The following is a 16,592-nucleotide window of genomic DNA, read 5'->3' on the forward strand; positions in this document are numbered from 1 at the left end:
ATGGTCAATGACCGCTATCGGAGAGGCGAGATCATCGGCGCCGGCGGCATGTCTGAGGTCTATGCTGCCGAAGACACCGTCCTAGGCCGCCAGGTAGCGGTAAAGATGCTCCGCCCGGAAATGGCCCGCGACGTCAACTTCCGTGAGCGTTTTTACCGCGAGGCCCAGAACTCGGGCAAGCTGAATCACCCCAATATCGTTGCGGTTTATGACACCGGTGAAACCGAGCTGGATGGCATGACCATCCCATATATCGTCATGGAGCGGGTCAACGGCCGCACCTTGCGCGATATCATTCGCGAGGATGGCGCTCTGTCCGCCCAGGAGGCGGCAGATATCCTCAAACCGGTAGCGGATGCACTACAAGCCTCGCACGAGGCCGGTATTATCCACCGCGATATCAAGCCGGCAAATATTATGCTCACCAACACCGGCCAGGTGAAGGTGATGGACTTCGGCATTGCCCGTGCCTTGGATGATTCCACCTCGGCGATGACGCAAACCTCCGCCGTTATCGGCACCGCCCAGTACCTTTCTCCGGAGCAGGCCCGCGGTAAGAACGCGGATGCCCGCTCCGATGTCTATGCGCTGGGCTGCGTGCTCTATGAGGCGCTTACCGGCCATACTCCTTTTGAGGGCGAAACCCCCTTTGCAGTTGCGTATCAGCATGTGCAGGAAGAGCCGACGCCGCCGTCGGAGCTCATTGCGGATCCCTCGCTGACTCCTACCCAACGCGTCAATATCGATGCGGTAGTACTTACCGCTATGGCCAAGCACCCGGCGGATCGTTATCAATCCGCTTGGGAGATGGCCGGCGATTTGGAGCGCCTGCGCAACGGGCAGGTCACCGCTGCAGCGCGCATGCACGTCAACGAGGAAGAAGACGAGCAGCCTACCGAAATGGTCGGCGCCGCCGCACCAGCTGCGGCCGCGCACCGCGCGCCAATCCAGTCCACCCGCCCCACCGAGGACGATGACAATCAGGGTGGCGGCTGGATGAAGTGGCTGGCAGCGTTCCTGGCCGCCCTCTTGGTGGCCATTGTGGGCTACTTCGCCTGGGATTTCTTCTCCAACGATAAAGACTCTGAAGATAAGCCACGCCAGACCCAATCGGCTCACCAGGACAAAATCACCGTGCCCGAGGTGGAAAACCGCCCGCGCAATGAGGTGGTCAAGGAACTGGAAGACATGGGTCTGCAGGTCACCGTCAATGAGGAGGCCAACCCGGATATTCCACGCAATAATGCCATCCGCATTAATCCGGCCCCAGGCTCCGAGCTGCAGAAGAATGCCTCGGTGACCCTGACCGTTTCCTCCGGCAAGGAGGTTACGGACGTTCCAGATATCACCGGCATGACCTTGGATGAGGCCGCCCAGGCACTCGAAGGGGCAGGCTTGGTGCTCAATTCCGATGTCTCGGAAGAAAACGATGAGTCCCCGGCCGGCCAGATCATCAAGCAGGACCCGGCCGGCGGCACGCAGCTGTCCAAGGGATCGAAGGTACGGGTAACGGTATCTAAGGGCGTCGAAAAGAGGCGCGTGCCCAATGTCGCCGGCATGGACGTCGAGGATGCCCAGAGCCGCCTCGAGTCGAATGACTTTGATGTAGACGTCCGCGAGGTGGATTCCTTGGAGCCGAAGGGCACGGTGCTCAGCGTCTCCAACCAGGGCGCGGAGCTGGAAAAGGGCAAGCCGGTTACCGTTGAGGTATCCAATGGCATGCTCTTTAAGGCCCCTGACCTGGTACGCAAGAATGAAGGCCAGGCCGAGGCCGCGTTGCGGGAGGCTGGCTGGACCGGCCAGTTCGTCGTCGGCGAGCCGGCTCCTACCGGTGCCTTGGTGGATGCCAATAAGATTGGCTGGGCGTCTGTGAACCCGGGCGATACCATGCGCAAGGATCAAAATATTGATATCCGCCTGTGGAGTTTCGACCCCGCTGCACTTCTGCCGCAGCCATAACTGCTGGTATCCTAAGGCCTCAGTACGAACTTAGATAAGAACTTAAATCTAGAAAAGGTATCTTATGCCGAAGTCAAAGATTTCCCAGAGCTCCTCCGTCCCTACCTCGAGCTCTGCTAGCAACCGAACTCCCGTCAAGATCAATTCTGAGGGCACCCCGAAGTGGTACGTCGCTATCATGCTGGGCCTGATGGTCATCGGCCTGCTGTGGCTTGTGGTCAATTACCTCGCTGGCCAGGACATCCCGTTCATGGCGGACCTCGGCGCATGGAATTACGGCATCGGCTTCGGCCTGGCCATCATCGGCCTGCTAATGACCATGGGTTGGCGCTAAGCTAAACGCCACAGCCTATTCCCTCGCTCCCTACTTCCTGTAGGCGGCGAGGGTTTTTCATATCTAGGAGCCACATGTCTCGCCATATTCTTGCTGCGGGCCTCATCATTTCGGTGGCCTACGCGGCCGTGCACATCGCGTTTGCCGACGCCACCCTACTCACCGGCGCCGCTCCCCTCCGCCTTTCCGTGCGCAACTACCTAGGCAACGTCTTGGGCTCGGGCATGGTGTGGGGAATTTTTAGCTACCTCATGGGTAAGGAATTTCCGGGCCGGTGGCTCAAGGCACTCCTGGCCGGTACGGGAATCATCGTGATGATGCTGACGGTGCACTACACCTTGCTGGTGGTCTTCGGTGTATATAACTGGCGCGAGGCATTCGAGTACAACGCCCAGTGGTTCTTCCTGGCGCTCATTTCTGGACCGGTACTGGGGCTGGCCGGCGCGGCCTCGGCACGGTTCCGCTGGTTCGATTATCTCGCCGTCCTCGGCTTCCTCCTCGAGCCCGTGGTTGCCGGGCTCGTCCCAGGCAGTTCCTACCTGCCCCGCACCACGACCATCCCTGGGTATTTCGCCGCCGTGACTCTGTGGCTCATCGGCGCGGGCTTCTTTATTTGGCAGCGTCGTTCCACGCGCTAAGCGCTTCTTCGGCGGCCCACCACCCCGGCATGCCGTGCACGCCAGCGCCGGGAGCGGCCGAGCTAGAAGCCATAAATACTCGCGATGCGAGGCGATGCGGATGGGCCGACAAGCGTGGTCGCAGGAGGGTTTGCAGCCCGGTCATGGCACCGCCGGCGATATCGCCGCCCACCAAGTTGGGATTCCATCGCTCCAGATCGGCCGGGCTCGTAGCGTGGGTAGCCAGGATGGTATCGCGAAAACCGGGGGCAAAGCGCTCGATCTGGGCGGCAATCAGCTCGGTGACCTCACCTGGATAGCGCTCGACATAGCCGCGCGGGACATGCGCATACGTCCACAGGGTGTGCCCTCGGGAGGGGTCTGCCACGTATTGCTGGCATGCCAATACCAAGGGGCGCTTAGGCATGCGCCGCTTGCCGACGTCCCCCTCAGCCCCACATATTTCCTCCAACGTTCCTCCCACATGCACGGTGCCGGCCTGACCCACGCGGGGATCGGTCCACGGGACGGGCTCACTGAGGTGAAAGTCCACTTTGAATACGGCGCTGCCATAGCGCCAGCGCGCCAGGCTCCGCCGAGTGCCGTCCCGCAGTTCCAGCCCACCCAGCCGCAGAATCTGGCGCGGGGTGAGGTTCACAATGACCGCATCGGCCGGAGGCAGCTCCCGCAGGTCGGTGACCTCGCATCCCGTGTGGAGGCGGGCGTGGTGGGAGCGGAGGAGGTTAAGGAGGGCGTCGATAAGAGCGCCGGTGCCGCCCTCCACCACGGGCCAGCCGCGGGTCATCCCTAGCCCGCCAAAGAGCAGGCCGAACGCCGAGGTAAAAGGCGTAGTCGGTGAGGTGATCGCGTGTACCGCGCTGCCCGCAAAGAGGGCGCGGGCCTGGGGCGTGCGGAAGGCCGCGCGAGCCAAGCTGCTGGCGGGCAAAACTCCGGCCGCGCCAAACTGTGCCAAGCGCACGGGGCGATTGGGCCAGCGCACCAGCGGGGTAAGCGCATTATCCACATGCTCATCGATGTGGCGAACAATGTGCCCGTGTAGACGCCTCCACGCCTTGGCATCGGTCCCCAATTCCGCCGCCGTATCCGCCAAGGAACCGTGCAGGACCCCGGCCGGTGCGCCTTCGAGCGGATGAGCCATGGGATAAGGAGCATTGCGCCACCGCACACCGTGGGCTTCCAAGTCGAGGGCGCGAAAGGCCGGGCTCGCTACGCCAAAGGGGTGCCCGGCCGCGCCGAGATCCACAATCGTGCCCGGGAAAATCTCCGCGGAGGATGCCGCTGCACCACCGGCCCGGCCGGCGCGCTCGTAGATATCCACACTCCACCCGGCCATAGCCAAGCGCGCCGCGGCCGTGAGCCCATTCGGGCCTGCGCCGACGATCACAGCGCGAGGTTGATAATCCACAATGCTCCTTATGCAGGTCAATGCCCAAATTTATCAGTCTTGTTAACACAATGGGTAGAAAGTTATCCACAGGCTGTGGAGAAAACCTGTGAAATGTGAATTTCACACAATTATTAACACCCTGTGGATAACTGTTTTCACGGGCTTCCACAGGCTGATTTTCGCACTTTCGCACGGTCTAGACCAGCGTGATCAGGGAAAACTCCGGAAAAGCGTTCGGTAAATTACAAAAATGTAGTTATCCACAATGTGGATAACCATTGTGGAATTCTTTCGCACACGCTTTCCGGTGATCAAATTCCACAGTTATCCCCAAACCCCAGCTTGTTGGGCTAATAGTGCGAGGACTACCACGGCCACCGCAGCAACGCCGCCCCAGCGGAGGGCGGGGCTTTTTCGATAGAGGAAGAGGCTCAACACGATGCCTGTACACAACCCGCCAAGGTGTCCCCACAGGGATACGCCATCGGCTAAGAAGGTATAGGCCACATTCGCCAGAACGAGGGCGATGGGTGCGCGGAGATCGAGCCCGCGCTGGCGGTAAGCACCCACCAGCATGGCCATGAGCGCGAAGAGCGCACCCGAGGCGCCGACGGTGGGGGTCTCAAAGTCGAATGTCAAGATCATGGCGGACGCGCCAAGGCAAGAAATGAGGTAGGCGGCGAGGTACAACCCGGTGCCAAGGGCCCGCTCCACCTCCCTGCCGATGAGCACGAGCATGATCATGTTCACCGCCACGTGGCCCGCGTCCAGGTGCATAAACGCAGAGGACAGCGCGGTCTGCGGCGCAATCGGGTATTGCGGGCCCCACAGGCCCCAGTCCACCGCGAGGTCGGATTCATAAAAGGTAGCGCCCAGCGTCCGGGCCTGCACGGCGGTAATGAGCCAGGCAATGATGCAGACGGCGGCGATGAGCGCGGTCGCCGGGGTGGTGCGGACATAGTTTCTCACCATGGTCATGAAGTTGTCAGTCCTTGAGGCGGGTCTAGTGGTAGATAGCTCGGGAAAACTGCAACGAGCCCGCCGCCGCATGGATAATGCGGTGACGGGCCCGAGGGAAAAGGTGATTACGCGATATCGATGGACTCGATAACAACGTCCTCGTGCGGACGGTCCATGCGGTCGGTATCAACCTTGGCGATCTTGGACACAACCTCCTGGGAGGCAGCATCGGTAACCTCACCAAAGATGGTGTGGTGGTTGTTCAGGTGCGGGGTCGGCGCCACGGTGATGAAGAACTGGGAGCCGTTGGTGCCTGGGCCAGCATTGGCCATGGCCAGCAGGAATGGGCGGTCGAACTGCAACTCCGGGTGGAACTCGTCTTGGAACTGGTAGCCCGGGCCACCGCGGCCGGTGCCGGTAGGGTCGCCGCCCTGGATCATGAAGTTATCGATGATGCGGTGGAAGATTGCGCCGTCATAGAACGGGCCGGACTGCTCGCCCTTTGCGTTCTGGGTGGAGTAGTCCTTCTCGCCCTTGGCCAGGCCGATGAAGTTTTCAACGGTTACCGGTGCGTGGTTACCGAAGAGATCGATAACAATGTCGCCGTAGTTGGTATGCATCGTTGCAGTTGCGGTCTTCTGAGTCATGCCAGCCATTGTAAAGAATTTAACGCGCGCCTGCCGCGCATGACATAACGCTGTCAGCGATCGCGCTAGCCTGAAGGCATGATTCGCGCGCTACTTTTTGATCTGGATGACACCTTGCTCGACCACACCGGCGCGGCCCGGGACGCAGTGGATCAGTGGTGCCGCGAGTTAGGACTGCCCGAGGGCCGGCATGCGCGGTTCGCGGCCATTGAACGAAAGTGGTTCAGCGCCTACGAGCGCGGCGAGGTCACCCACCAGGGTCAGCGGGCGGCGCGCTGCCGCGAATTCCTCGGCCGGGAGATGAGCGATGCCGAGGCGCTGACCGCTTATGACGGCTATCTTTCCGCCTACCGGGAGCAGTGGCGCGCTTTTGCCGACGCCCTGCCCACCCTCACCTGGGCCCTCGAGTCCGGCTTCCAAGTGGGCGTGCTCACCAACGGCGAGCGCGAGATGCAGCAGGCAAAGCTGGAGGCCACGGGCCTTGCGCTTGCCGACGTCCTCCTCATCCCTACCGTCGACCTCGGCTGCCCCAAACCGCAGCGCGCGGCCTACCTTGCCGCCTGCGATCAGCTGGGTGCGGCCCCCGTGGACACGCTGATGGTGGGCGATTCCCTAGCCAACGATGTGCAGGGCGCGCGCACGGCGGGGCTGCACGCGCTCCACCTCGACCGTGCGGGGAATGGGGATCTGCGCTCGCTTAGCGCGTTGAAAGAGGTTCTCCCCCGAAAAGCCAGCTGACTACGCTGGTGCCGAGGCTTGCGCACCCAGTTTGCGGATCTTTCTCGCTAGTGATGTTTTTAACCCAAAGGTTAGAACTAGAAAAGAAACATACCGGTTCCATTCGGACACCCAGCGGATTCGCAGCTACTTTGCAGTTTGCGGAGGATACTAAAAGAACTGCTAAGAAAGGATCCACTCATGGATTTCTTGTCCTCCCTTCACAACCTCATGGACGCAGGCTCGCTGCTCCAGAGTTTCGGACCTTATATCCTGCTCGGCGTCGCCGTCGTCATCTTCATCGAGTCCGGCGTGCTTTTCCCATTCCTGCCGGGTGATTCACTGCTCGTAACCGCGGCCATCCTGCGCCACGAACTCGATATCAACGCCTGGCTGCTCTTTGTCGTGGCCGCGGTGGCCGCCTTTGCCGGCGACCAGGTGGGCTTCTATTTAGGCCGCCGCTTTGGCCGCAAGCTCTTCAAGGACGATGCCCGCGTCCTGCGCACCGAACACCTCGATAGCGCGGAAGACTTCTTCCAGCGCCACGGCCCGGTGGCCCTGGTATTGGGCCGCTTCGTGCCGATTGTGCGCACCTTCGTCCCCTTCGCCGCGGGCACCGCAGAAATGGGCTACTCCTCGTTCCTGCGCTGGAATATCCTCGGCGGCGTGGGCTGGGTAGGCTCCATGCTGCTCGTCGGCGTACTGCTGGGCGGTATTCCGGGGATTGCTCACTCCATCGACATCATCATGCTGATCGTGGTGGCAATTTCCGTGCTGCCGATGATCATCGGCTGGATCAATAGACGCCGCAAGGCACAGCGCGAAATCCCGGCCACGTAAGAACTTTAATTCTTTACCCGGCCGGGATTGCGGTGCGATTAGGGAGGATTTAGAGGGACTCGCGCACCTCATCGCGAGCCAGCACCATATTGCGCAGGGAGGCCTCGGTCTCCTCGTAGCCGCGGGTCTTCAGGCCGCAGTCCGGGTTGACCCACAGGCGCTCGACCGGCACGTGCTTGAGCGCGGCGCGGATGAGCTCGGCCATCTCCGCTACGGAAGGCACGCGCGGGGAATGAATATCGTAGATGCCCGGGCCGATCTCGGAGTGGAAGGTCTCGTCGATATCCTCCAGCAGCTCCATGCGGGAGCGGGCCGCCTCGATGGAGGTGACATCGGCATCCAGGCCGGCAACGGCATCGATGATCTGGCCGAACTCGGAGTAGCACAGGTGGGTGTGGATCTGGGTGGTCGGCTTGGCCTCGAGCGCTACCAGGCGGAAGGAACGCACGGCCCAGTCCAGGTAGGCCTTGCGGTCTTCCTCGCGCAGCGGCAACAGCTCGCGCAGGGCAGGCTCGTCGATCTGGATGATGTCGATGCCGGCCTCTTCCAGGTCATGCACCTCATCCGCCAGCGCGACGCCGAGCTGGTCCGCGGAGACGGACTGGTGTACGTCATCTCGCACGAAGGACCAGGCCAGAATGGTCACCGGGCCGGTGAGCATGCCCTTAACATGGTGCTCCGAAAGCGACTGGGCGTACTTGGACCACTCGGTGGTCATCGCAGCCGGGCGGGAGATGTCACCCACAACGATTGGCGGACGGGTGCAGCGGGAGCCATAAGACTGGACCCAGCCGTTTTCGGTGGTGACAAAGCCATCGAGCAGCTCAGCAAAGTACTGCACCATGTCATTGCGCTCCGGCTCGCCGTGAACGAGGACGTCGAGGCCGAGGCGCTCCTGCAGCTCAATGACGGACTTGACTTCGTCCTTGAGGGCGGCGTTGTAGTCGGCGTCGGAAAGCTCGCCCTTGCGGTGGGCCGCACGCGCCTGGCGGATCTCCTTGGTTTGGGGGAAGGAACCGATGGTGGTGGTTGGCAGCTGCGGCAGGCCGAGTTCCTTCTGCGCCTCGTTGCGCTCAGCAAAGGCAGGCTCGCGCTTAACCTCGCCGGCCGGCAGCTTTTCGATGCGCGCCTTCACCGCCGCGTTGTGGATGCGCTCGGATTCGGCACGGGTGCGCACTGCGCGGTCGCTGATGCTATACGCTTCCGGTGCCTCCAGCGGGCCCTGGGAGAGGGCGACGACTTCCTTGACCTTCTCGTTGGCGAAGGAGAACCAGGTAGCGACGTCGGCCGGCAGCTTGGTTTCTGCCTCCACGGTGTGCGGCACGTGCTGCAGGGAAACGGAGGTCGATACGGAAAGGGAATCGAGGCTACCCTCCAGGTCCTCGTACTTGGAACGCAGGTCGCGCAGGTTGGCGGCCCAGACATTGCGGCCGTCGATAAGGCCGGCAACCACGTGGGACTTCAGATTCTTCACGCGCTCGAGGTAGCCCTCATCGAGTGCCAGGGTGCCCACGGAAAGGTCCACCTGGACGGCCTCTGGCTTGAGCTCCGCCAGAACGTCGAGGCCCTTGCGCGCAGAACCGTACGGGGTGGTGAGATATACCTGCGGGCGGTTGTCCGCACCCAGGATGGCCTCATAGGCGCGCTTGGTGTGGGCGGCCAGTTCCTCATCATTGGCAATGGTCAGGTCCGCTACCAGCGCAGGCTCGGCCAGCTGTACCCACTTCACGCCGGACTTATCCAGCTCGGCCAATACCTCCTGGTAGGCCTTGACGGCATCATCCAAGCGGTCGAGCGGAGACTTGGTAGCACCCTCTGCCTGCTTAGACAGGGCCAGCAGAGTAACCGGGCCGACGAGGTACGGGCGCACGGTGTGGCCTGCCGCGCGGGCCTCTTCTACCAGCTTGATAACGCGCTGCGGGCGCGCCTTGAAGTCCTGGTCATCGGCGATTTCCGGGACGATGTAGTGGTAGTTGGTGTCGAACCACTTGGTCATTTCCAGCGGCGCGGTGTCCTTATTGCCGCGGGCCAAGGTGAACTCATCATCCAGGGTCTCGCCGGCCACGGCGCCAACGGTCAGTGCGGTCTCGAGTACCTGGTCGTAGTAGGCGACGTCAGCAGGAATGGCGTAGTCCTCAGTAAGTCCCAGGTCGCGCAGGCGGTTATAGGTATCCAAGCGCAGGGAATGTGCGGCGGACTCGAAGGTTTCCGCATCGATGCGGCCGGCCCAGTAGGATTCCAGCGCACGCTTGAGTTCGCGGTTAGCGCCGACGCGAGGGTAGCCCTCAATCGTCGCCTTGGGGAAGTTAGTGTTCGTCATTGTCTACTCCGATTCGAGATAACAGGTCTTGCGTAATGTCCGGGTTGTTGTGGGTATAGATATGGAGACCGTCCGCGCCGCCGGCCACGATGGTGCGGGCCAATTGGGCGGTAAGCTCCATGCCGATTTCGTATTCCTCTTCTGGGGTTGTCGCTGCCGCGAGCTGAGTGCGCACCCTCTCGGGTACGGTCAGCCCGGACAGCTGCCCCATTCGCTCCAACCGGCGCAGGCTGGTCATGGGCATAATCCCCGGAATGAGGGGAATTTTTACCCCGGCCAATTTCGCCCTCTGGGCGAAGCGAAGGAAGTCCTCCGCATCAAAGAAAAGCTGGGTGATGGCGAAGTCCGCGCCGAGGCGCTGCTTATTAAGCAGGACGTCGAAGTCTTCGTCCTCGTTCTTGGATTCGGCATGGCCGCTGGGGTAGCACGCCACGCTCACCGCGAGGCGGCCGGCGGCAAAGCGGGCAGCCTGGTGGCTTTCCAGCTGGCGGATGAGGCGAACCAGCTCATCGGCATGTTGCAGGTAGTGCTCGGGCATGCCCCCTTCGGGGAGATCGCCGCGCAGGGCCAGCAGGCCGCGCACGCCGGCATCCACCAAGCGATTAATCCACCCGATGAGCTCGTCGCGCGTCCCGGCCGTGCAGGCCAGGTGCGCCAGGGGACGCATAGAGGTGTTCTGCGAAATCTTCTCAATGAAGGCCGCGGTTCCCTCCAACCAACCGGAGCGCTGGGAACTGGTCACCGCGATGTAATCAGGGTGATAGCTTTCCAGGACTTCTAGTAAGCGGTCGATTTTGGCGGCATCGGCATCGTGGCGCGGCGGGATCACCTCAAAGGAAAGGGCAAGGCGCTCGGGCGCATGTGCTTCCTCTTCACTTTCATAGTCCAAGGGCGCAGAAGCCGAAAGTCGCGGGCTCATGGTCACCTCCTTTGCTGGTCGTCGTTGGTGTGTTGAGAAAAACGTACCAAGCTGTTCAGTTTGCGCGGTAGCGATTTTTCAATGGTGATACCTTTGCAAGCCCGCAAACTGCGAGGTTGGCGAAAAATCGGGTGAATAATAATCGTGAATTCTGAACCAAGCGGTCTATTTCTAGCGCGTTCCCCCTGCACGCCTCGACGCCAACGGTGGTACACCACCCACCACGTCACTATGCTGGGTGAAAGCGAATTGATAAATCTGAGTTAAGGAGTGTTCCACCCCATGAACCCCACCACGCTGAACGTGGCCTTTAAGACCGCATCGAACCTGTGGAGCCAGTTCAATAACTACCGCGAGGAAAAGTCCCGCGAGGCCTACACCGCCCTGGAAGAGGCCGCGCAGAAGATGGACGAGCGCGATAACGGCACCTTCGCCGAGCCGCGCCGCCAAGCAGGCGCCGTTACCCGCGCCGCACACTCCCGCCTCGAGCGCGCCCTGGAGGAGTTCAACGACTACCGCGAAGACGCCACCGAGCGCCTGAACGACGCCAAGGAAGAGGCCACCAAGAAGGCTAAGAAGGCCCGCAAGCAGGCCAAGAAGGACTCTCAGAAGGCCCAGAAGAACCTCAAGAAGAAGTCCGCCAAGGTAGCCAAGAAGCAGAAGAAGAATAAGAAGTCCTCTAAGGGCTGGATCTTCGCCGGCATCATCGCCCTGCTGTCTGCTGCGGCCGGTGCCGCCTATTACTGGCTGCGCTCCAACGACAAGCCGTCCCAGACCCCGCCGCGCGTGGATGATTTCCAGTCCGATTCCCACACCGCTCCGGAGTCCACCTTGGTCTACACCTCCACCAGCGAGAATGACACCCAGTCTGACCTCGTTGAAGAAGGTGCCGTACGCGATGAGGAGCTCCTCGGTTCCATCGATGAGCAGCTGGCCAAGCACCGCGAGGAAGAAGCAGCTCAGCCGGCCGATACCACCCGCGTTACCGATGACCACCAAAACGAGGGCAAGCACCGCTTGTAAACCGAGGAATAAATACGCTTACCACCCCGCCGTGGGGGTATGCGTAGCGTTGTCTAGATCTCATTGCTTTGCCTAAACAAAAGTCTCTTGATTGAATTCCCACATTAGGGATCTTTCTACAAGGAGATGAACAATGAGCTTTGAGTCCCTCACCGTCAAGCTCAAAGACGGCTCAACGTACTACTTCCCGGCAGGTGCGGTGTCCAAAGACCCTTCCTCTCGCGTGGATAACCTGCGCTTCGCCATCGACAACGGAACCACCTTCCACTCCGTGGATGAAGCCGGCATCGAGCGCGAGTTCAACGGTCACGACGTCCGCAATTACCACCTAGCCTAAGCGTTAGCACAGTCCCTTCCCCGCAGGTCACCAACCTGTGCGGAGGGGATTTTCGCATGCCCACCCCCACGCTGCTGCCTCGCCGTCTATCGTGGATCTTATGGAACTTCGCGCAACGCAGGAATCTGACCGCACCTACCTCGCCCGCCTCAACTTTCTTACCGATACTTTCGGTGACGAGCACGGCGAGCTCTCCCCCGACTTCGCCGATGATTTCGCCTTCTACGTGGAAAATTGGGATCCCAACCAGGGCGGTTTCATCGCCTGGCAGGAGCTCGTCCCGGCTGGCGGCGTGTGGCTCAACTGGGGGACGGAGGACAATCACGGCTTTGGCTTTGTCGAACCCGCCATTCCGGAGCTCGCCATCGCGGTCGAGGCCCGCTATAAGGGCCAGGGCATTGCCACCGCGCTTATCGACGCCGCCATCTCCCTCGCCCAGACCCTGCGCGCCCCCGGCATCTCGCTAGCCGTCCACCCCGATAATCCCCGCGCCAAGGGCCTCTACGAGCACCTCGGCTTCGAGCACGTAGGCAGCCACAAGGATCATTTTGTGATGGTCAAGCGCTTCTAAATCGAACGCAGGCGGGCGTGGGTGACGTAGATCGGCTCGTTATCCACGGCCGTCTTAAATTCTTCGGTCAGGCCAGCCATAACTGCCTCACGCGCCTCTTCGCGGGTGCTGTGAAAGCTCACAACCTCACCATCCACCGCGGCTTCGCCGCGCTTGCGCACTACAACGAATTCCGCGCCCTCCGGCGCCGCAACTTCCTTGTCTGCGGAGGTAAAGGGATCACTGTAGCGAACATTGGCGGTCATGGTTGGTCTCCTAGTGGTATCGCGGGACAGTAATGATTCCCCGTTCACTGTACTGAAAGTTTCTCCCCCGCGACCTTGCACACTTCCGCCCTCTTCTTTCACTGTTCACGATTTTCGTCCATATAAACCGGCAAAACCGTCGACGAAAACCACGGTTTGTATGGACGAAAATCGCTAAATCAACCCCCTGAACCCCTCCACATAGAAAAAGTCCGGCCCCTCCGAAGAGGAAACCGGACTTCATACTGTGGAGCATAGGAGAATCGAACTCCTGACCTTCTGCTTGCAAAGCAGATGCTCTACCAATTGAGCTAATGCCCCAGTGCCTGAATACTTTACTACCGGAGCCGAAGTAACTCCAAACCTGAACCACACAAACCACCTTGGCCACTTTAGGCATGTCCTATCACTTCAGTTACAGGCAGGCGCTAGGGTCATGGGCACATCGTGTCCACTTTCCCTCATCCTTAGGAAGACTATGCGCCGCATTCTCACCTCCGCCCTCACCGTGCTCGTCGCCGCTGCCGTTCCGGCGGCCGCTAACGCACAGTTGCCGCAGATTCCACAACTGCCTGCGTCCTCCAGCTCAAACATCCAAGACGAAATCAACCACCGCATCGATGACGCCCGCGCACAGGTCGAGGACATCTCCTCCAAGGCCTTCTCCCCAAAGGCTCCTAAACAGAAGGCGCCCACCCCGGCCCAGGAGAAGAAAACAGAGACGCGCAATAGTGGTGGCGTCGACTGTGCCAACTGCGTAGCTATCACCTACGACGACGGCCCCGGCGCCGAGACCAACCGCCTGCTGGACAAGCTCAAAGCAAAGAACGCGCACGCAAGCTTCATGGTGATCGCCCCCAGTGCTGAGCAGCACCCTGAGCTCCTCCAACGCATGAAGGCCGAAGGCCACACCATCGGCAACCACACCAAGAGCCACCGCCAACTCAACACGCTGTCCCCTGAGCAGGTATCCCAGGAAATCGACGCCGGCAACGCCGCTATTAAGAAGGCCACCGGCCAGGGCACGCGCTGGGTACGCCCGCCCTACGGAGCTACCAACGCCACCGTGGATCAGGTAACCCGCGATAAGGGCGTCTCCCAGGCGCTATGGGACGTCGACACCGTGGATTGGAAGGACCGCAACTCTGAGCACGTCTGTTCCTCGGCCGTGCAGGGTGCCCGCGCCGGCTCCATCGTCTTGATGCATGATATCCACCCCACCACCGTGGACGCTGCCGATTGCGTCATCGATGGCCTACGCGCCAAGGGCCTCGAACCTGTGAGCCTGGATCGCCTCCTGCGCACCCCTGTGGCAGGTAAGCGCTACTACGCTCGTGGTTAATGATTGATTTTGCCCTGACTGCCGACGCCGTCGCTCCCCAACTCCTCGGCTGCACCCTCACCCATGCCGGGGTGAGCATCCGCCTCACTGAGGTCGAGGCTTACCTAGGCGCCGAGGACTCCGCGGCACACACTTTCAATGGCAAGACCCCGCGTAATGCGGCCATGTTCGGTCCGCCGGGCAGGTTCTACGTCTATATTTCTTACGGCATCCACCGCAACGTCAATATCGTCTGTGCCCCTGAAGGCACTGGCCAGGGCTGCCTGCTGCGCGGCGGTGAAATCATCGAGGGCGCCGTCATCGCCTTCGCCCGCCGTGGCACCTCTGATTTTCATAACCTCGCCCGCGGACCGGGAAACCTCGGCAAAGCCCTCGGCTTCACACTCGAAGACAACCACCAACCAATACAGCTTGTCGAGCGAACCACCGAGCCAGAATGGGTGCGCGGACCGCGTATCGGTATCTCCAAAAACAAGGAAGCGGCCCTACGGTTTTGGATCCCCTTCGATAAAACCGTCTCGGGCCGCCGCGGCTATCCCAAGAAATAGCCCTGCTCGTTTCGCTACTTAATAGCGCCCGCCGTAGCGCTCATCATTCTCGATGGCCTTAATGATCCGCTGATTAATCTGCAGCATCTGGCGAATCTGCGTACGGGTGAGGTTATCCATGACGGACTTCCGCGCCTGCTTAGCGTGCCCTGGCGCAGTCTCAACTACCTTGTCCCAGCCGCTATCCGTCAGCTGTGCCATGGTGGTGCGTCCATCAGTCGGGCACGGCTGGCGCACAACCCACCCCTGCTTTTCTAAGCGCGTAACGACCTGGCTCAAACGAGACAGAGATCCGTTCGCAGTCAATGCAAGGTCACGCATGCGCATTTCGCGATTCTCCGCTTCAGATAGCCGCGAGAGCACCGTGTACTCAAAAAAGCTCAGACCTGCGTCATCACGCAGCTGAGCATCCAAAATATTGGTCAAGCGAATATTTACGCTCATTAGCGACATAAATGATGCCAGTTCTTCATCATTTAGCCAGAAGTCATCGCGCTCGGTCATGAGATTTATCTTAACAACAAGGCTTTAAATCTAAAGTGACTCGCCACTGCTCTTAACGCAAAACCTCCGGATAAATCGGCCGCTGCGCTCTCGGCAGCTTTTCTACCACCAAACGGTAGGAATCCGTCACCAACTCCTCTATCAGCTGTTGCTGCAGCTCTCCGTGTGGATAGACAGAAACCCAATGCTTCTTATTCATGTGATACCCCGGCACAATGAATGGGTATTGCTGCCGTAGAGCCTGCCCGTCTTCCGGGTCGGCCTTAACAATCATTTGCTCTTGGCCCGTCACCGCGGTCAACAACAAGAAAACCTTGCCGCAGACCTTGAATACTTCCCAGTCGGGCCCGAAAGGACGCTGCGCCTGCGAGCCGAGCATCTCTCCGGCGCGTTGTCGGGCAACTGCGTAGATACCACTGCCGTCCATCATCGGTTCCCTTCTCTGAGACTAGGCTGGCGCTGCTTTCACTATTTTCGTCCATATAAACCAGCAAAACCGTCGACGAAAACCGCGGTTTGTATGGACGAAAGTTGCGATCGCGGCCGATTCCCCACCATTGTGACACTTGTCCGGACGTTTAGACACGAGTGCGGAAATGAAAAAGTCCGGCCCTCCAAAGAGGAAGCCGGACTTCATGCTGTGGAGCATAGGAGAATCGAACTCCTGACCTTCTGCTTGCAAAGCAGATGCTCTACCAATTGAGCTAATGCCCCATTGTTCCGTGGTGGGCCTAGCTGGAATCGAACCAGCGACCTCATCGTTATCAGCGATGCGCTCTAACCGACTGAGCTATAGGCCCTTGTGCGGAACGAGAATTAACTCTACATACTATCCCCGGATTTACACAAATCGCCTGCTCAACAGATATTTCTAGCCGGTGACAAGAAGGGGAAGATTCGCACGGAAGAAAGAAAAATGCCGGCACCCGAAGGTACCGGCATCTTCAAACGCAAGAGAGGCGCTAGCGGTTGTCTAGGTCGACCCGCAGGCCGCCAAAGACGTCCACGATGGCGTTGTAAATAACCGCCATCAGTGGTGCCAGCAACGTAAGGAGAACGGCGAAAATAACGCCGATGAGCGCGGAGGCGGAGATAATGACACCGAAGGTGACCTCGAATCCGCCGCCCACGCCGCCGACGAGGCTATTGAGCGATTCCCAGATGCCCACCTGGTTCAGGCCGATGTAGAGCAGGCATACGGCCAGCATCCAGGCGATGAGTCCGACGAGTGACAAAGCCAGACCAACGCGGAACGCGGAGGTGGGCGAGATTCGCGTAATCGTTACGTCTCGTCGTGCCAT

General features: G+C 60.4%; 19 protein-coding genes and 3 tRNA genes. 10 read left to right on the plus strand and 12 right to left on the minus strand.

The window, feature by feature from the left end:
* The 3 genes from pknB to QP884_RS04875 all read left to right on the plus strand — a co-directional run bounded on the left by pknB (position 1) and on the right by QP884_RS04875 (position 2,931).
* Entirely contained in the window at positions 1 to 1,959 is a 1,959-nt protein-coding gene (pknB, locus tag QP884_RS04865; protein WP_284821031.1) for a Stk1 family PASTA domain-containing Ser/Thr kinase, read from the plus strand.
* Positions 1,960 to 2,023: 64 nt separating this feature from the next.
* The gene (gene crgA, locus QP884_RS04870; RefSeq protein WP_284821033.1) at positions 2,024 to 2,293 is read left to right on the plus strand and encodes a cell division protein CrgA; all 270 of its coding nucleotides are present in this window, start codon (positions 2,024 to 2,026) and stop codon (positions 2,291 to 2,293) included.
* Between the two features lie 74 nt (positions 2,294 to 2,367).
* Positions 2,368 to 2,931, plus strand: a complete 564-nt coding sequence (locus QP884_RS04875) for a hypothetical protein (RefSeq protein ID WP_284821034.1) — start codon at positions 2,368 to 2,370, stop codon at positions 2,929 to 2,931.
* Here QP884_RS04875 and QP884_RS04880 read toward each other — a convergent pair.
* The 3 genes from QP884_RS04880 to QP884_RS04890 all read right to left on the minus strand — a co-directional run bounded on the left by QP884_RS04880 (position 2,903) and on the right by QP884_RS04890 (position 5,934).
* Positions 2,903 to 4,336: a phytoene desaturase family protein gene (locus QP884_RS04880; protein WP_284821036.1), complete on the minus strand. Its 1,434-nt coding sequence runs from the start codon at positions 4,334 to 4,336 to the stop codon at positions 2,903 to 2,905. The two genes, QP884_RS04875 and QP884_RS04880, sit on opposite strands and share 29 nt — an antisense overlap.
* Positions 4,337 to 4,642: 306 nt before the next feature.
* Positions 4,643 to 5,296, minus strand: a complete 654-nt coding sequence (locus QP884_RS04885) for a rhomboid family intramembrane serine protease (protein WP_250411852.1) — start codon at positions 5,294 to 5,296, stop codon at positions 4,643 to 4,645.
* Between the two features lie 107 nt (positions 5,297 to 5,403).
* Positions 5,404 to 5,934, minus strand: a complete 531-nt coding sequence (locus QP884_RS04890; RefSeq protein ID WP_005326254.1) for a peptidylprolyl isomerase — start codon at positions 5,932 to 5,934, stop codon at positions 5,404 to 5,406.
* 69 nt (positions 5,935 to 6,003) lie between these two features.
* Here QP884_RS04890 and QP884_RS04895 point away from each other — a divergent pair, with 69 nt between their 5' ends.
* Together QP884_RS04895 and QP884_RS04900 are read left to right on the plus strand one after the other, a co-directional pair.
* Entirely contained in the window at positions 6,004 to 6,663 is a 660-nt protein-coding gene (locus tag QP884_RS04895) for an HAD family hydrolase (protein ID WP_284821037.1), read from the plus strand.
* Between the two features lie 180 nt (positions 6,664 to 6,843).
* Positions 6,844 to 7,482 carry a DedA family protein gene (locus QP884_RS04900; RefSeq protein WP_239279062.1) on the plus strand — a complete coding sequence of 213 codons (639 nt, stop codon included), beginning with the start codon at positions 6,844 to 6,846 and terminating at the stop codon, positions 7,480 to 7,482.
* Between the two features lie 49 nt (positions 7,483 to 7,531).
* Here the strand turns inward: QP884_RS04900 and metE are convergent, their stop codons facing one another.
* Positions 7,532 to 9,802 carry a 5-methyltetrahydropteroyltriglutamate--homocysteine S-methyltransferase gene (metE, locus tag QP884_RS04905; RefSeq protein WP_284821039.1) on the minus strand — a complete coding sequence of 757 codons (2,271 nt, stop codon included), beginning with the start codon at positions 9,800 to 9,802 and terminating at the stop codon, positions 7,532 to 7,534.
* Positions 9,789 to 10,721, minus strand: a complete 933-nt coding sequence (locus tag QP884_RS04910; protein WP_284821041.1) for a methylenetetrahydrofolate reductase — start codon at positions 10,719 to 10,721, stop codon at positions 9,789 to 9,791. Before QP884_RS04910 ends, metE begins: the two co-directional genes overlap by 14 nt.
* 282 nt (positions 10,722 to 11,003) lie before the next feature.
* On the opposite strand from QP884_RS04910, the gene QP884_RS04915 reads away from it, so the two are divergent.
* The 3 genes from QP884_RS04915 (at position 11,004) to QP884_RS04925 (ending at position 12,652) form a co-directional block, all read left to right on the plus strand.
* Positions 11,004 to 11,744, plus strand: a complete 741-nt coding sequence (locus tag QP884_RS04915) for a hypothetical protein (RefSeq protein ID WP_284821042.1) — start codon at positions 11,004 to 11,006, stop codon at positions 11,742 to 11,744.
* A 133-nt stretch (positions 11,745 to 11,877) separates the two neighbouring features.
* Positions 11,878 to 12,081 carry a hypothetical protein gene (locus QP884_RS04920; RefSeq protein ID WP_005326240.1) on the plus strand — a complete coding sequence of 68 codons (204 nt, stop codon included), beginning with the start codon at positions 11,878 to 11,880 and terminating at the stop codon, positions 12,079 to 12,081.
* A 100-nt stretch (positions 12,082 to 12,181) separates the two neighbouring features.
* On the plus strand, positions 12,182 to 12,652 hold the full coding sequence (locus QP884_RS04925) for a GNAT family N-acetyltransferase (protein WP_238801888.1): 471 nt from the start codon (positions 12,182 to 12,184) through the stop codon (positions 12,650 to 12,652).
* On the opposite strand, the gene QP884_RS04930 is transcribed toward QP884_RS04925, so the two are convergent.
* Positions 12,649 to 12,897, minus strand: a complete 249-nt coding sequence (locus tag QP884_RS04930) for a hypothetical protein (protein WP_284769327.1) — start codon at positions 12,895 to 12,897, stop codon at positions 12,649 to 12,651. The two genes, QP884_RS04925 and QP884_RS04930, sit on opposite strands and share 4 nt — an antisense overlap.
* Positions 12,898 to 13,145: 248 nt before the next feature.
* Positions 13,146 to 13,218: transfer RNA gene (locus tag QP884_RS04935), tRNA-Ala, on the minus strand.
* A 157-nt stretch (positions 13,219 to 13,375) separates the two neighbouring features.
* Here QP884_RS04935 and QP884_RS04940 point away from each other — a divergent pair.
* Positions 13,376 to 14,239 (plus strand): polysaccharide deacetylase family protein, encoded by an 864-nt coding sequence (locus tag QP884_RS04940; RefSeq protein ID WP_284821043.1) that lies wholly within the window; start codon positions 13,376 to 13,378, stop codon positions 14,237 to 14,239.
* A complete protein-coding gene (locus tag QP884_RS04945) occupies positions 14,239 to 14,787 on the plus strand; it encodes a DNA-3-methyladenine glycosylase (protein ID WP_284821046.1) in 549 nt (182 codons plus the stop codon). Before QP884_RS04940 ends, QP884_RS04945 begins: the two co-directional genes overlap by 1 nt.
* An 18-nt stretch (positions 14,788 to 14,805) precedes the next feature.
* Here QP884_RS04945 and QP884_RS04950 read toward each other — a convergent pair whose 3' ends face one another.
* The 5 genes from QP884_RS04950 to QP884_RS04970 all read right to left on the minus strand — a co-directional run bounded on the left by QP884_RS04950 (position 14,806) and on the right by QP884_RS04970 (position 16,592).
* Positions 14,806 to 15,291, minus strand: a complete 486-nt coding sequence (locus tag QP884_RS04950; RefSeq protein ID WP_284815541.1) for a MarR family winged helix-turn-helix transcriptional regulator — start codon at positions 15,289 to 15,291, stop codon at positions 14,806 to 14,808.
* A gap of 52 nt (positions 15,292 to 15,343) precedes the next feature.
* Positions 15,344 to 15,721 (minus strand): MmcQ/YjbR family DNA-binding protein, encoded by a 378-nt coding sequence (locus tag QP884_RS04955; RefSeq protein WP_284821048.1) that lies wholly within the window; start codon positions 15,719 to 15,721, stop codon positions 15,344 to 15,346.
* A gap of 211 nt (positions 15,722 to 15,932) precedes the next feature.
* Positions 15,933 to 16,005 (minus strand) — tRNA-Ala (locus QP884_RS04960).
* 9 nt (positions 16,006 to 16,014) lie between these two features.
* Positions 16,015 to 16,091, minus strand: a tRNA-Ile gene (locus tag QP884_RS04965).
* Positions 16,092 to 16,253: 162 nt separating this feature from the next.
* Complete coding sequence (locus QP884_RS04970; protein WP_049378050.1) at positions 16,254 to 16,592, minus strand: DUF3566 domain-containing protein; 339 nt, start codon at positions 16,590 to 16,592, stop codon at positions 16,254 to 16,256.

Source organism: Corynebacterium tuberculostearicum, assembly GCF_030229345.1.
Lineage (GTDB): Bacteria > Actinomycetota > Actinomycetes > Mycobacteriales > Mycobacteriaceae > Corynebacterium > Corynebacterium tuberculostearicum_G.

Coding starts and splice junctions, on each gene's coding strand:
- QP884_RS04950 (WP_284815541.1), bottom strand. CDS start 15,291: ATGACCGAGCGCGATGACTTCTGGCTAAATGATGAAGAACTGGCATCA.
- QP884_RS04885 (WP_250411852.1), bottom strand. CDS start 5,296: ATGACCATGGTGAGAAACTATGTCCGCACCACCCCGGCGACCGCGCTC.
- QP884_RS04890 (WP_005326254.1), bottom strand. CDS start 5,934: ATGGCTGGCATGACTCAGAAGACCGCAACTGCAACGATGCATACCAAC.
- QP884_RS04920 (WP_005326240.1), top strand. CDS start 11,878: ATGAGCTTTGAGTCCCTCACCGTCAAGCTCAAAGACGGCTCAACGTAC.
- QP884_RS04940 (WP_284821043.1), top strand. CDS start 13,376: ATGCGCCGCATTCTCACCTCCGCCCTCACCGTGCTCGTCGCCGCTGCC.
- metE (WP_284821039.1), bottom strand. CDS start 9,802: ATGACGAACACTAACTTCCCCAAGGCGACGATTGAGGGCTACCCTCGC.
- QP884_RS04925 (WP_238801888.1), top strand. CDS start 12,182: ATGGAACTTCGCGCAACGCAGGAATCTGACCGCACCTACCTCGCCCGC.
- QP884_RS04895 (WP_284821037.1), top strand. CDS start 6,004: ATGATTCGCGCGCTACTTTTTGATCTGGATGACACCTTGCTCGACCAC.
- QP884_RS04945 (WP_284821046.1), top strand. CDS start 14,239: ATGATTGATTTTGCCCTGACTGCCGACGCCGTCGCTCCCCAACTCCTC.
- QP884_RS04955 (WP_284821048.1), bottom strand. CDS start 15,721: ATGATGGACGGCAGTGGTATCTACGCAGTTGCCCGACAACGCGCCGGA.
- QP884_RS04910 (WP_284821041.1), bottom strand. CDS start 10,721: ATGAGCCCGCGACTTTCGGCTTCTGCGCCCTTGGACTATGAAAGTGAA.
- QP884_RS04970 (WP_049378050.1), bottom strand. CDS start 16,592: ATGGCACGACGAGACGTAACGATTACGCGAATCTCGCCCACCTCCGCG.
- pknB (WP_284821031.1), top strand. CDS start 1: ATGGTCAATGACCGCTATCGGAGAGGCGAGATCATCGGCGCCGGCGGC.
- QP884_RS04930 (WP_284769327.1), bottom strand. CDS start 12,897: ATGACCGCCAATGTTCGCTACAGTGATCCCTTTACCTCCGCAGACAAG.
- crgA (WP_284821033.1), top strand. CDS start 2,024: ATGCCGAAGTCAAAGATTTCCCAGAGCTCCTCCGTCCCTACCTCGAGC.
- QP884_RS04915 (WP_284821042.1), top strand. CDS start 11,004: ATGAACCCCACCACGCTGAACGTGGCCTTTAAGACCGCATCGAACCTG.
- QP884_RS04900 (WP_239279062.1), top strand. CDS start 6,844: ATGGATTTCTTGTCCTCCCTTCACAACCTCATGGACGCAGGCTCGCTG.
- QP884_RS04875 (WP_284821034.1), top strand. CDS start 2,368: ATGTCTCGCCATATTCTTGCTGCGGGCCTCATCATTTCGGTGGCCTAC.